The organism is Flavobacterium muglaense, from assembly GCF_014305155.1.
GTDB classification, from domain to species: domain Bacteria; phylum Bacteroidota; class Bacteroidia; order Flavobacteriales; family Flavobacteriaceae; genus Flavobacterium; species Flavobacterium muglaense.
On record NZ_JACRUK010000018.1, the window covers coordinates 1 to 12776 of the forward strand.

Consider the following 12776-nt stretch of genomic DNA (forward strand, 5'->3'; position numbering starts at 1 on the left):
TTCCATTTTATTGAAGCTAAATATTCTAAACAAGTTAAATCTGTTTTGAAAGTGTCAAAAAAATCGATAATACTTTCTCCTTTGAATGATTCCATAATAAAATTCTTTCACGAAAGATAAGAATTTATCTTTACACCTCTAAATTTTTAATAAAGATATTTCAATTAGCCAAAGGTTAATATTATAGACCTCAAATTTTAGTTGAAAAGATATTATGTCAATAAATTTTTCTTTCGAATGAATTAGGTCATTACGAACCGTTGTTATTGTCCCTATAATTCCCTGATATTTCTTATCTAGAAAATTAGTTGAAAAATTGATCATTTCTTTTGATTTAAGTGGTATTTCTTTATCGTTAACCTCTAAATAAATCAATAATTTTCTTAATTTACTTGGAGTTTTATTCAAATCTTCTTTGTTGTCAGTTATATAATGATATAAAATTTCTAGTCCTGTTTGTGCCATTATTATTGAACCATCAAGTAAACCTGCTTGCTTTTTTGACTGAATATACCAATGTAAAATGTTTTTTATAAAAATTTGACCTTTTTTGCTTTGGCAAATTTTTGAAAATTCTTTCCACATCAAATTTATTCCATCTACATTTCGTTCAAATATTGGATAAAAATTATCCTCAAAAACATCAACAGTTTTAGACGTATAGTCTGACCAAACAATTTCGTTTTGCTTTATACCATTTAGAAATAAACTTGATGTATTCCTTCCATTGATAAAACTCAAGAATAAATCTAAATTCATAAAAATATCTTCTACCATTCCAGTATCAAAATGAGTACCATCTAAGCGTGTAATTTTCCCTGAATAAAGCAAATCATATCCTCCTACAATTAAAAGTTGATCTCTTAATTCGTGATAATTACTTTTTTTGTCAATTTCAATTCTCCATAAATCATTTTCGAGCAGTATTCTAGCTTTTATAGATTTCTTTTTATCTCGTACAACATTACCATTGATACTTCTTAAATTTGGTATAGAAAAGTTAATAACTTCTATTTTTAGATCCTTATCGCCAAAAAATATTTTATCAGTTAAGACTCCTTTCAAAAATAAATTTGTTGAAGGTAACGAAGTAATACATTTTATAATTAGTGCAGTTGATATTTTTTTTTCATCAATGTAAATATCAAAATAATCTACGGGATTTGAAATATATTTATCAAAATCTCCAAATAAAAATGTACCAGTAAAATAATTTCCATATTCTGGAAACCAACTAAAATATATCTTTCCATTAACCCCTATAGAACATTCATGATTTCTTAACTCAAAATCACCAATGAACATTTCCATTGTATGATTAGGTTTAGGAAAATCAATGAAATTTTCAATTAACTCTGGAATTAACTTATAATCATTCATTATATTTTGTTTATCAACTGATCCAAATGTAAGAAATTTTATTTAAAAAAAAAACTAAAATAACTACTCTACTGTTATAAAATCTAACTTATTTATTGTAAAAGCTGTATGATTCCAACTCTGGAACTGAAATCGAAATTTATAGATTAGATTGGGGTACTTCTTTATTTTCTGCCCCTGATTGTAGCGGTAGCCCCGAGGGAATAAAGTTATTTTTTACGGGAATAACAGAGCGACCAAAGGAAGCTCCTGTGATGACCTAGTAAAAAAAACTTTATAATAGAGGGCTAAAGCGGAAAGCAGGTTAAGGCAGCCTAGTAAAACAATTGGTAGTTGAATGTCTAGAACTGACTTTTATCATATTTTGTCTTGGTTGTGATTGTTATTTTTGTGATCTAAATGGATAAATTATGAAAAAAGGAATACTTATAAACTGGGATAACGGTTCGATAATAATTGTTTTTGTTTTTGCTTTAGTGATTATTGGACTTGTAACTGCTGTAGTTTTAATGATGAACAACGATAAAAAGAAGAAATAAAAAAAGGATGTCTTGCTATAAAGCAGACATCCTTTTTTATTTGATTAGAGAATAAATTATCTAATTAATTTTCTGTATTTCAATCGCTTAGGTGTTAAATCTCCACCAAGGCGTTTTTTCTTATTTTCTTCGTATTCAGAGAAACCACCTTCAAAGTAGTACACTTCTGAATCACCTTCGAATGCTAATATATGGGTACAAATTCTATCTAAGAACCATCTATCGTGCGAAATCACTACTGCGCAACCTGCGAAGTTTTCTAAACCTTCCTCTAAAGCACGCAATGTATTTACATCTAAATCATTCGTAGGCTCATCCAGTAACAAGACGTTTCCTTCTTCTTTTAAAGTCATTGCAAGGTGCAAACGGTTACGTTCTCCTCCTGAAAGTGCCGAAACTTTTTTGTTTTGCTCACCACCACCAAAGTTGAAACGAGACAAATAAGCTCTAGAATTCACTTGCTTACCACCCATCATGATTAATTCCTGACCATCAGCAAAGTTTTCCCAGATTGACTTATTCGGGTCTATATTAGAGTGTGATTGATCTACATAGGCAATCTTAACCGTTTCACCTACAGAGAATTCACCGCTGTCCGTTTCTTGTTCTCCCATAATCATTCTGAAAATAGTAGACTTACCAGCACCATTGGGTCCGATAATTCCAACAATTCCAGCTTGAGGCAATGTGAAATTTAGGTTATCGTACAATAATTTATCTCCAAAAGCTTTGGCAACATTTTTTGCTTCGATAACATTAGTACCTAAACGTGGTCCGTTAGGGATGTAAATTTCTAGATTTTCATCTAGTTGTTTCTGGTCTTCGTTTAATAACTTATCGTAGTTCTGTAAACGTGCTTTTTGCTTCGTTTGACGACCTTTAGCTCCTTGACGAACCCAGTCCAACTCGCGTTCTAAATTTTTACGACGTTTAGAAGCTACTTTTTCTTCTAAGGCCATACGACTTGATTTTTGATCTAACCATGAAGAGTAATTCCCTTTCCAAGGAATACCTTCTCCTCTATCTAACTCTAAAATCCATCCGGCAACATTATCAAGGAAATACCTATCGTGCGTTACAGCGATTACAGTTCCTGCATATTGTGCTAAATGTTGCTCTAACCATAAAACAGACTCGGCATCCAAGTGATTGGTAGGCTCATCAAGTAATAATACATCTGGCTGTTGCAACAATAAACGGCATAAAGCCACGCGACGACGCTCTCCTCCAGAAAGATTTTTGATTGGCGTATCTCCGTCTGGCGTACGTAAGGCATCCATTGCAATTTCGAGCTTAGTATCGATTTCCCAAGCACCTAATGCATCAATTTTGTCTTGCAAAGCTGCTTGACGATCCATTAACTTGTCCATTTTGTCTGGATCAGAATAATTTTCTTCTAGACCAAACAAATCGTTGATATTATTGTATTCAGCAAGTACAGCCATTGTTTCGGCAGCTCCTTCCTGAACGATTTCTAAAACAGTTTTAGTATCATCTAATATAGGCTCTTGTTCTAAATAACCAACGGTGTACCCTGGTTGAAAAACAACATCCCCTTGGTAGTTTTTATCTACTCCAGCAATAATTTTTAAAAGTGAAGATTTTCCAGATCCATTAAGACCTAAAATACCAATTTTAGCTCCGTAGAAAAAGCTTAAGTAAATATTCTTTAGAACAGCTTTATCTGCTCCTTGATAAGTTTTACTCAATTTTGACATTGAGAAAATTACTTTTTTATCGTCTGACATTTTTTATAATTTTAATTTTAAAATAATTTACAATCTCCCTTTTAGTGAACTAAAAACCCATGCATTTGCTAAAAAACCAACTCCAACTGCAGCAAATCCCCAGCCAGAAACGTCACGGTATCTAAACGCACCCATACCTATTAAAAGCAAACCCATCACTATCATTATTAAAGTAGCCCATCCTAAGATGGTATTTTTATTCATTCCCATAATTGTGGTATCTTTTTGAAAGGCAAATATCGTGAATTTTAGCCGCTAATTAAAGATATTATAAAGCATTTCTTTTAACAAATCTGAATTTGTCATCGCATTTGCCCCAACTCCTTTACTTTTAACGTCAATTTCACGCAATGAAGCTACAATTTGACTTACTTTTCTCATAGGGTAGTTTTTTAGCGCTACATCGTATTCTTTTAGAAAAAACGGATTTACACCTATTACTGCCGCCACATTTTTTGGGTTTCTATCTTTTAAACCATGGTATTTTAACAACTGAATAAAAAAACCAAATACTAAACTAGTTGTCACGACCATTGGATTTTCCTTTGGGTTGTTGGCAAAATTCTCTGCAATCGTGTAAGCCTTTAGTTGATTGCGTTCGCCTATTGCTTTTCGCAATTCAAACACGTTAAAATCCTTACTAAAACCTATGTTTTCCTCAATATCTTTTGGTGTTATGGTGCTGCCTTTGGGCAAAATGATTTGCAGCTTTTCCAGTTCGTTATTGATTTTACTTAAATTCGTTCCTAAAAACTCCACCAGCATTGCTGACGCTTTCGGTTCAATTGCATATTTTTTACCTGACAACACTCTTTTAATCCAGTCGCCTACTTGGTTTTCATATAGCTTTTTACTTTCGTAAACGATTCCAGCTTTGGCAAGTGTTTTGGTTACTTTTTTTCGTTTATCAAGAGTTTTGTATTTGTAACAAATGACTAAGACCGTTGATGGCATTGGATTATCTGCATAACTTTCTAGTTTATCGATCGTTCTACTTAGTTCTTGCGCTTCCTTTACAATAACCACTTGGCGATCCGCCATCATAGGATAACGTTTTGCTGTAGCAACAATATCCTCAATAGACACATCTCTACCATATAATACCGTTTGATTGAATCCTTTTTCCTCTTCGGATAAAACATTCTTCTCTATATAATCGGATAATTTGTCAATATAATAAGACTCCTCGCCCATCAAGAAATAAATGGGTTTGATATTTCCTGCCTTAATATCATTAACAATTTTAATAACCTCGTCCATACTTTTTTTTGTTTGAAGGCTAAAGTTTAAAGTTTGTTGCACCGTCTACAACTTAAAACCTTGAAATTTCAACTAAATAACTATTTTTGCTTTATGCAAAAACTAAATTTTCCATCTTATGATTTCCGCTTCAAAAATAGCGAAAATAAAATAGCTATTTTTGATGAAATCAGGAAAAAGTTTATCATTCTCACACCCGAAGAATGGGTTCGTCAACATGTTGTCTCCTTTTTATTGGCAGAGAAAAACTATCCAAAGTCGTTAATAAACGTCGAAAAAGTCCTCAAAGTCAATGGCTTAAGAAAGCGATATGATGCAGTAGTGTACAATCCTGATGGTACTATTTTTATATTAGTTGAATGCAAAGCACCTGAAATTAAAATATCACAAGCTACATTTGACCAAATAGCACGCTACAATATGACTATGAAAGCGCAATATTTAATGGTAACCAACGGATTGAATCATTACTTTTGCCAAATGGATTATGAGAATGAGAGATACCAATTTCTGCCTGAACTTCCTGATTATACAATTTAAATTATCAAAATGAACATAGCAGTTGTCATCCTTAATTGGAACGGTGTTGCGCTTTTGGAACAATTTTTACCTTCCTTTATACAATACTCACCCGAAGCCACTATTTACCTCGCTGATAATGCATCAACAGATGCTTCGGTTTCGTATGTTAAAACTCATTTTCCAACCGTGCAAATTGTTACTAACGATGTAAATCTAGGTTTTGCAGGCGGTTACAATGAAGCTTTAAAAAAAATTGATGCGTCTGTCTATGCCTTGGTGAATTCGGATATTCAAGTAACCGAAAACTGGCTGCAGCCGATCATTGCAACTTTCGAAAAAGAACCAAAAACAGCTATAATTCAACCTAAAATATTAGATTTTAAAAATAAAGCGTTTTTTGAATACGCAGGAGCAGCAGGCGGTTATATCGATAAATACGGTTACCCTTATTGCCGTGGACGTATTTTTGATACGGTAGAAAAAGACAATGGACAATACAATGATGAACGAGAAATTTTTTGGGCAACAGGGGCATGCTTTTTTATAAGAAGTGCTGTTTATCACGAGCTAGAGGGATTTGATGCTGACTTTTTTGCACATCAAGAAGAGATTGACTTATGTTGGCGTGCCTTAAATAAGGGGTACAAAATTAAGTACAATTATAAAAGTACCGTTTATCACGTGGGCGGTGCAACGCTACAATTAGGTAATCCTAAGAAAACATATCTCAATTTCAGAAATTCTTTATTAATGTTAACTAAAAATTTACCAAAGGAAAAGTTATACTTTATCCTTTTTATTCGAATGTTACTTGATGGTGTTGCAGGAGTTCAATTTATTTTCAAAGGAAAATTTTCGCATTTTGCAGCCATTTTAAAAGCACATTTCTCGTTTTATAGTTTATTTTCAATCACTTATAAAAAAAGAGCATCCTACCAATCCAAAACATACTACAAAACAGATAGTATCGTCTATAGGTACTACATAAAAAGTGGCAAGATATTTGAAGATTAATTTTAAGAACAAATTTTAACCATTATCTAATCTTTAAAAACTAACTTTGTAGCTGAACCTAAATTAAAAATTTATGAAAAAAATCGTAATCGCCTTATCTGTATTGGCACTTTTATCGTCATGTGTTTCAAAAAAGAAATACACGGAATTAGAAGCAAAGAATAAAGAGACACAAGATTTACTAAATACAGCTACTGTAAAATTAAATTCTTGTTTAGAAGAAAAAGCGGGTCTTACAGCTACAGTTGCTGGATTGAAGGATCACAACCAAACATTGATCAACACGTCTAAAGACATGACGGTTTTGACTACAAAAGGAGCTGAAAACATTGAAAAAGCTTTAGAATCTATCAAAGAGAAAGATTTAAAAATTAGCAGAATGCAAGATGCATTGACTAAAAAAGACAGTGTTACACTTGCTGTAGTTACTAGCTTAAAAAGCGCTGTTGGGATTTCTGATCCAGATATCGAAATTAACGTAGAAAAAGGGGTTGTATTCATCTCTATTGCAGATAAATTATTATTCAAATCTGGAAGCTACGAAGTTACTGATAAAGCGAAAGGTGTACTGGCTAAGGTTGCTAAAGTTGTAAATGACAAACCAGACTTTGAATGTATGGTTGAAGGTCATACTGATAGTGTTCCATACATAGGAAACGGAATTTTACTTGACAACTGGGATTTAAGTGTGAAACGTTCTACTTCTATCATCCGTGTGTTAACGACTCAACTTGGTGTTAAACCAGAGCAATTAATCGCAGCAGGAAGAAGTTCTTATGTACCATTAGTAGGTAATGATACAGCCGAAAATAGAGCTAGAAATAGAAGAACTCGTATTGTTGTTTTACCTAAAATTGATCAATTCTACGAAATGATTGAAAAAGAAATGAAAAAACAAACTAAATAATTCTTTAGTTTTATACAACAGAAAGCGTCTCGATATCGAGACGCTTTTTTTTTTGCAACACTATCAATTATGATTTACTATAAAAGAAAAAGCAGGTCCTGAGACCTGCTTCATTGTATCCTTAACCTTTTCTAATAACCAATTAAATATAATTAAGAATAACGTCTTTGTATGTTTATGCTTCTTACTACTATGCTAATATATAAATTAATACAATACCAGCAAATAGTTTGCCAATTTTCCAATTATCTTAAATAATATCGATACTTCCTTTACCCGCTCTTATTATAACAGGTTCATCACCAGATAAATCTACAATTGTAGAACCTATATTATCTCCATATCCACCATCGATTACCATATCAACTAGGTTTTGCCATTTTTCAAAAATAAGTTCTGGATCAGTAGTGTATTCAATCACGTCATCTTCATCATGAATAGAAGTCGATACAATAGGATTTCCTAACTGGCGTACAATTTCTAGCGCAATCGCATTATCAGGAACACGAATACCTACCGTTGTTTTTTTCTTAAACTCCTTGGGTAAATTATTATTACCTGGTAAAATAAAAGTATATGGGCCAGGCAATGCTCTTTTTAAAAGTTTAAATGTCGACGTATCGATTTGCTTTACGTAATCGGATATGTTACTTAAATCGTGACAAATAAAAGAGAAATTAGCTTTATCCAGCTTTATTCCTTTAATTTTTGCAATACGTTCTAATGCTTTTGTGTTAGTAATATCACATCCCAAACCGTAAACCGTGTCTGTTGGATATATCACCAAACCACCCTCTTTTAAAACCTTAACTACTTTGGCAATTGCTGCTTCGTTTGGTTTATCGGTATATATTTTTATAAATTGAGCCATTTTTTTTGTTTTAAATTTCTAACTGTTAGCAGTTATTTTTTCTTTTTACTTTTTAAAACTCCACGTTCAGCAAAATCAAGTCCGTAATTAATCCATCTTTTCAATTGATTTTCTGTCAAAAGCACCTCTGGTTCAATAAACACAAATCCTTTCATTATTTTTCCCGTAAAATTCATCGGATTAACATAATTTTCTTCTAATAATGATTCATAAAACTCATCCATTACCCGAAGCATTAACTCCTCTTTCATGATTCCGATACACATTTTATCATTGATCATGAAAGCATTTCCACCAAACATTTTCTTTTCTACAAAGCTAACGTTCAATTCTGTGAGTATGTTGTGAATTCTAATTGATAATTGTTCGTTATAAGCCATTAGAAAATCACTTTAAACATTAAATAAATTTTTATCCAATAATATCCAACTTTGCAAAACGCAATAATAATTTCTTAATTCCGCCTACTTCAAACTTAATTTCTGCTTTTTTATCAGCTCCTACTCCTTCAATACTCACGACTTGTCCTCTTCCAAAACGTTCATGCATCACTAAATTTCCAGCAACTAATTGATTATCGAATAAATTAGCCCCACCTGATGGAGCATTAGTCCCCACAGGTTTTAATTTACGAACATTTACTTCTGGTTTAGCAGCAGAACCATTCGAATAATTAGGTGGTGGTGTTCCATTAGACGGTTTTGCTAAACGCATTTTTGATTTATCTACATCGCCAAAAATATCTTTATCAATCATCGATTTATAACGATAATTAGTCTCTGCCGGTGTAAGATACTCTAAATATTGTGAATTAATTTCCTCAATAAAACGAGAGGGCTCACTATCAGTCAATTTACCCCAGCGGTAACGAGATTGCGCATAAGTAAGGTACGCCTGATGTTCCGCTCTTGTTAAAGCCACATAAAACAAACGGCGTTCTTCTTCTAGCTCACTTCTCGTACTCATACTCATGGCACTTGGAAACAAATCTTCTTCCATTCCCACCACAAATACATGAGGAAATTCTAGTCCTTTAGCCAAGTGAATGGTCATCAACGCCACACGGTCTTCATCGCTAGTATCTTTATCTAGATCTGTAGCCAAGGCCACATCTTCCATAAACTCAGACAAAGCTCCTCTTGCACCATCAATCTCACGTTGCCCTTCGGTAAAGTCTTTTATACCGTTTAAAAGCTCTTCTATATTTTGGATTTTAGCCATTCCTTCTGGAGTAGCATCTTTTTTCAATTCTTGAACTAATCCTGTTTTTTTAGAAACATGTTCTGTAATATAAAAAGCATCTTGATTTTCATTGATCACCTGAAAACTTTGAATCATCGTGACAAAATCACGCAATCTTTGTTTTGTTCCCGAGTTTAATTTCAAATCAATTTTATCAATATTTTGCATGACTTCAAATATCGAACGCTTGTAGTGATTGGCCGCCACAGTCAATTTTTCGACTGTAGTATCACCAATTCCTCTAGCTGGATAATTGATCACACGCATCAATGCTTCTTCGTCCTTTGGATTAATCACCAAACGTAAATAACACAAAACATCTTTTATTTCTTTTCTTTGATAAAAAGACAAACCACCATAAATACGATACGGAATATCACGCTTACGCAAAGCATCCTCCATGGCTCGCGACTGCGCATTGGTACGGTACAAAATAGCAAACTGCCCATTAGTCATTTGGTTTTGCATCTTTTCTTCAAAAATGGTACTGGCCACAAAACGACCTTCTTCGGCATCTGTCATAGAACGATGCACTTTTATCTTTGGACCAAAATCATTGGCTGTCCATACAATTTTATCTAGTTTGGTTTTATTATTGTCAATGATCGTATTGGCTGCTTCAACAATATTTTTTGAAGAACGATAATTTTGCTCAAGCTTAAATGTTTTTACTCCTTCGTAATCTTTTTGGAAATTCAGGATATTATTGATATTGGCACCACGAAACGCATAGATACTTTGCGCATCATCACCCACAACACATATATTTTGAAATTTATCCGATAAAGCCCTAACAATCAAATATTGGGAATGATTAGTATCTTGGTACTCATCCACCATGATATAACGAAAACGGTTTTGATATTTTGCTAAAACATCTGGAAAACGAGTTAGTAACTCATTGGTTTTTAACAACAAGTCATCAAAATCCATTGCTCCAGACTTAAAGCATTTCTCTACGTATTTTTGATACAACTCCCCCATTCTAGGTTTCTTAGACATCGCATCTGCTTCTTGCAAATCAGGGTCATTAAAGTAAGCCTTAACAGTAACTAAACTATTTTTAAAATTAGAAATCCTCCCTAAAACTTGTTTGGGTTTATAAACATCACGATCCAGTTGCATTTCTTTGATAATTCCTGAAATACAACGCAGTGAATCCTGCGAGTCATAAATAGTAAAATTAGAAGGATAACCCAGTTTGTCTGCCTCAGAACGTAAGATACGAGCAAAAACAGAGTGAAAAGTTCCCATCCAAAGGTTTTTAGCTTCTCCAGAACCTACAATATCTGAGATTCGTTTTTTCATTTCACGCGCTGCCTTATTGGTAAAAGTGAGCGATAAAATATTGAAAGAATCAACTCCTTGACTCATTAAATATGCAATTCTAATGGTTAACACACGTGTTTTACCTGATCCAGCACCTGCAATAATGATCATAGGGCCTTCTTTTTGTAAAACAGGTTCGCGTTGCGCTTCGTTAAGTTGAGAAATGTATTGTTGCATGAAAATTTTCTATTTATGCAAAAATAAGAATTTAAGATTTAATAAAGTTGCAACTGATACAATTTTAAAAAGCATTACTAAAGCCCTATCGAATGAAAGTCCATAGATTTGGTTGAGATAATGAAATTTTGTTGTGTAAAAACTTTAACGACAGCTTTACTGACTATTATCTTTCCAAAGATAACATTGATTTTCAAAGTTTTAAAAACTTGGAAACAGTAAAAAAAATTAATCCTTATAACATCTTAAATCTGTGGCTGAAACTCTCAAAAAATAAAGTGAAACACTGAAGTGCAAATCGATACTTATATCCGTGATCCGTAAAAGGTGAGAAATAACTCTATTTGACTTACAACATGCTATTTTTTCCAAAAAACATCATAGGCAAACCTAATTAAAGTTCCCACGACAACCACCAAAAAGAAAATTCGAATAAAACCATTCCCTTTATTAATAGCGAGCTTAGCCCCTAACCAGCCGCCAATTGCATTGCATGCAGCCATAGGTATTGCTATTGCCCAGATGATCTTCCCTTTGAGTGCAAACAAACAAATAGAACCAAAATTGGTCGCTAAATTCACCATCTTAGCATTTGCGGAAGCATGCAAAAAATCAAATCCCATCAATGCAATGAAAGCAACCACCAAAAAACTGCCTGTTCCTGGACCTATAAAACCATCGTAAAAACCAACAATAACACTAATTAAAACCGAATTTAAAAGTAGCTTCCTGTTTGAAATATCACGTTCTACTTTTTGACCGAAATTTTTCTTAGCGTAGGTATAAATAGCTAATAAAGAAAGTATAAAAAGCAATAACGGCTTCATGAAATCATTACTCATATAGGTCAATATAGTTGATCCTAAAAATGCCGAAGGTAATGCCAAGGCCATCATTATCAATAAAATTTTCCAATTCATAGTTACCTTTTTCAAATATTGATAAGCTGCAAATGAAGTACCACTAAAAGCAGGGATTTTTAAAGTTCCTATTACCGTTGATACAGGTAAACTAGGTAATAAAATCAATCCTGCAGGTGTTTGAATCAAACCACCACCACCAACAATGGCATCTATAAAACCAGCTGCAAAAGCTGCTACGCACAATAAAATAATAATGTAATTCTCCATGAAAATATGCTTGTTGACTAAGTAGTGCTGAAAAAATCTATTGAACAAAAGTACGATAGCCTAGTTGAAATAACATTATAAATTTGATGTATTTCCGACAAAAAGTATATTTTTGCGTAACCTAAAAAACGACTAATGGATTCGACTACAATCACCCAAGTACTTGCTTTTACACTTCCATCTCTTATTACAGGAGCGGTAGCATATTATCTATTTGATGCTCATTTTAAAGATCAAAAAAATACAAGACGTTGGTTGTTACAAAAAGACAATCAGTCGGCGACTTTGCCGCTTCGTTTGCAGGCCTATGAACGCATGACTTTATTTATGGAACGTATCAATCCATCGCAATTGATGGTGCGTATTGCCCCACTTTCTAATGACAAATATGAATACCGAAACTTAGTAATCGCACAAGTCGAACAAGAATTTGAACATAATTTAGCACAGCAAATTTATATTTCCAATGAATGTTGGTCGATTGTTGTCACTGCTAAGAATGCTACCAATCAAATGATTCGGCTGGCTACCGAAAACGAAAAAGTTACTGATGCTGATAGTTTGAGGGAATTGATCATTTCAGACTTATTACAAAAATCTTCTCCAAGCAGCGCTGCCTTGGCTTTTATTAGAGACGAAGTAGGACAACTTTGGTAA

13 protein-coding genes and 1 pseudogene are annotated in these 12776 nt (G+C 33.3%); 5 read left to right on the forward strand and 9 right to left on the reverse strand.

What is annotated here, in order from left to right:
* Nucleotides 1–95, reverse strand: a pseudogene (locus H8R24_RS09065) (IS1595 family transposase); the annotation flags it as partial.
* Between the two features lie 43 nt (nucleotides 96–138).
* Nucleotides 139–1380, reverse strand: coding sequence for a hypothetical protein (locus tag H8R24_RS09070; RefSeq protein ID WP_187018302.1), 1242 nt, complete (start codon nucleotides 1378–1380; stop codon nucleotides 139–141).
* A 410-nt stretch (nucleotides 1381–1790) separates the two neighbouring features.
* Between H8R24_RS09070 and H8R24_RS18290 the strand changes: the two genes are divergently transcribed.
* Nucleotides 1791–1919: a hypothetical protein gene (locus H8R24_RS18290; protein ID WP_262891097.1), complete on the forward strand. Its 129-nt coding sequence runs from the start codon at nucleotides 1791–1793 to the stop codon at nucleotides 1917–1919.
* 56 nt (nucleotides 1920–1975) lie between these two features.
* Here the strand turns inward: H8R24_RS18290 and ettA are convergent, their stop codons facing one another.
* The 3 genes from ettA to holA are packed head-to-tail and all read right to left on the reverse strand — an operon-like array spanning nucleotide 1976 to nucleotide 4927.
* The gene (ettA, locus tag H8R24_RS09075; protein WP_187018301.1) at nucleotides 1976–3667 is read right to left on the reverse strand and encodes an energy-dependent translational throttle protein EttA; all 1692 of its coding nucleotides are present in this window, start codon (nucleotides 3665–3667) and stop codon (nucleotides 1976–1978) included.
* 27 nt (nucleotides 3668–3694) lie between these two features.
* Complete coding sequence (locus H8R24_RS09080) at nucleotides 3695–3877, reverse strand: CAL67264 family membrane protein (protein ID WP_187018300.1); 183 nt, start codon at nucleotides 3875–3877, stop codon at nucleotides 3695–3697.
* A 45-nt stretch (nucleotides 3878–3922) separates the two neighbouring features.
* A complete protein-coding gene (gene holA, locus H8R24_RS09085) occupies nucleotides 3923–4927 on the reverse strand; it encodes a DNA polymerase III subunit delta (protein ID WP_187018299.1) in 1005 nt (334 codons plus the stop codon).
* 93 nt (nucleotides 4928–5020) lie between these two features.
* Here holA and H8R24_RS09090 point away from each other — a divergent pair, with 93 nt between their 5' ends.
* From H8R24_RS09090 to H8R24_RS09100, 3 genes are all read left to right on the forward strand, one after another.
* On the forward strand, nucleotides 5021–5467 hold the full coding sequence (locus tag H8R24_RS09090) for a type I restriction enzyme HsdR N-terminal domain-containing protein (protein ID WP_187018298.1): 447 nt from the start codon (nucleotides 5021–5023) through the stop codon (nucleotides 5465–5467).
* A gap of 9 nt (nucleotides 5468–5476) precedes the next feature.
* Nucleotides 5477–6463 (forward strand): glycosyltransferase family 2 protein, encoded by a 987-nt coding sequence (locus H8R24_RS09095; protein ID WP_187018297.1) that lies wholly within the window; start codon nucleotides 5477–5479, stop codon nucleotides 6461–6463.
* Nucleotides 6464–6536: 73 nt separating this feature from the next.
* Nucleotides 6537–7370: an OmpA/MotB family protein gene (locus tag H8R24_RS09100; protein ID WP_187018296.1), complete on the forward strand. Its 834-nt coding sequence runs from the start codon at nucleotides 6537–6539 to the stop codon at nucleotides 7368–7370.
* 250 nt (nucleotides 7371–7620) lie between these two features.
* Here the strand turns inward: H8R24_RS09100 and H8R24_RS09105 are convergent, their stop codons facing one another.
* From H8R24_RS09105 to H8R24_RS09120, 4 genes are all read right to left on the reverse strand, one after another.
* On the reverse strand, nucleotides 7621–8241 hold the full coding sequence (locus H8R24_RS09105; RefSeq protein ID WP_187018295.1) for an L-threonylcarbamoyladenylate synthase: 621 nt from the start codon (nucleotides 8239–8241) through the stop codon (nucleotides 7621–7623).
* Between the two features lie 32 nt (nucleotides 8242–8273).
* Nucleotides 8274–8621 (reverse strand): TfoX/Sxy family protein, encoded by a 348-nt coding sequence (locus H8R24_RS09110; protein WP_187018294.1) that lies wholly within the window; start codon nucleotides 8619–8621, stop codon nucleotides 8274–8276.
* 31 nt (nucleotides 8622–8652) lie between these two features.
* Nucleotides 8653–10989 (reverse strand): ATP-dependent helicase, encoded by a 2337-nt coding sequence (locus H8R24_RS09115; RefSeq protein WP_187018293.1) that lies wholly within the window; start codon nucleotides 10987–10989, stop codon nucleotides 8653–8655.
* Nucleotides 10990–11348: 359 nt separating this feature from the next.
* A complete protein-coding gene (locus tag H8R24_RS09120; protein WP_187018292.1) occupies nucleotides 11349–12119 on the reverse strand; it encodes a sulfite exporter TauE/SafE family protein in 771 nt (256 codons plus the stop codon).
* Nucleotides 12120–12254: 135 nt separating this feature from the next.
* Between H8R24_RS09120 and H8R24_RS09125 the strand changes: the two genes are divergently transcribed.
* Nucleotides 12255–12776 carry a DUF7935 family protein gene (locus tag H8R24_RS09125; protein WP_187018291.1) on the forward strand — a complete coding sequence of 174 codons (522 nt, stop codon included), beginning with the start codon at nucleotides 12255–12257 and terminating at the stop codon, nucleotides 12774–12776.

Coding starts and splice junctions, on each gene's coding strand:
- H8R24_RS09110 (WP_187018294.1), bottom strand. CDS start 8,621: ATGGCTTATAACGAACAATTATCAATTAGAATTCACAACATACTCACA.
- H8R24_RS09125 (WP_187018291.1), top strand. CDS start 12,255: ATGGATTCGACTACAATCACCCAAGTACTTGCTTTTACACTTCCATCT.
- H8R24_RS09095 (WP_187018297.1), top strand. CDS start 5,477: ATGAACATAGCAGTTGTCATCCTTAATTGGAACGGTGTTGCGCTTTTG.
- H8R24_RS09120 (WP_187018292.1), bottom strand. CDS start 12,119: ATGGAGAATTACATTATTATTTTATTGTGCGTAGCAGCTTTTGCAGCT.
- H8R24_RS18290 (WP_262891097.1), top strand. CDS start 1,791: ATGAAAAAAGGAATACTTATAAACTGGGATAACGGTTCGATAATAATT.
- H8R24_RS09070 (WP_187018302.1), bottom strand. CDS start 1,380: ATGAATGATTATAAGTTAATTCCAGAGTTAATTGAAAATTTCATTGAT.
- H8R24_RS09115 (WP_187018293.1), bottom strand. CDS start 10,989: ATGCAACAATACATTTCTCAACTTAACGAAGCGCAACGCGAACCTGTT.
- ettA (WP_187018301.1), bottom strand. CDS start 3,667: ATGTCAGACGATAAAAAAGTAATTTTCTCAATGTCAAAATTGAGTAAA.
- H8R24_RS09105 (WP_187018295.1), bottom strand. CDS start 8,241: ATGGCTCAATTTATAAAAATATATACCGATAAACCAAACGAAGCAGCA.
- H8R24_RS09090 (WP_187018298.1), top strand. CDS start 5,021: ATGCAAAAACTAAATTTTCCATCTTATGATTTCCGCTTCAAAAATAGC.
- holA (WP_187018299.1), bottom strand. CDS start 4,927: ATGGACGAGGTTATTAAAATTGTTAATGATATTAAGGCAGGAAATATC.
- H8R24_RS09080 (WP_187018300.1), bottom strand. CDS start 3,877: ATGGGAATGAATAAAAATACCATCTTAGGATGGGCTACTTTAATAATG.
- H8R24_RS09100 (WP_187018296.1), top strand. CDS start 6,537: ATGAAAAAAATCGTAATCGCCTTATCTGTATTGGCACTTTTATCGTCA.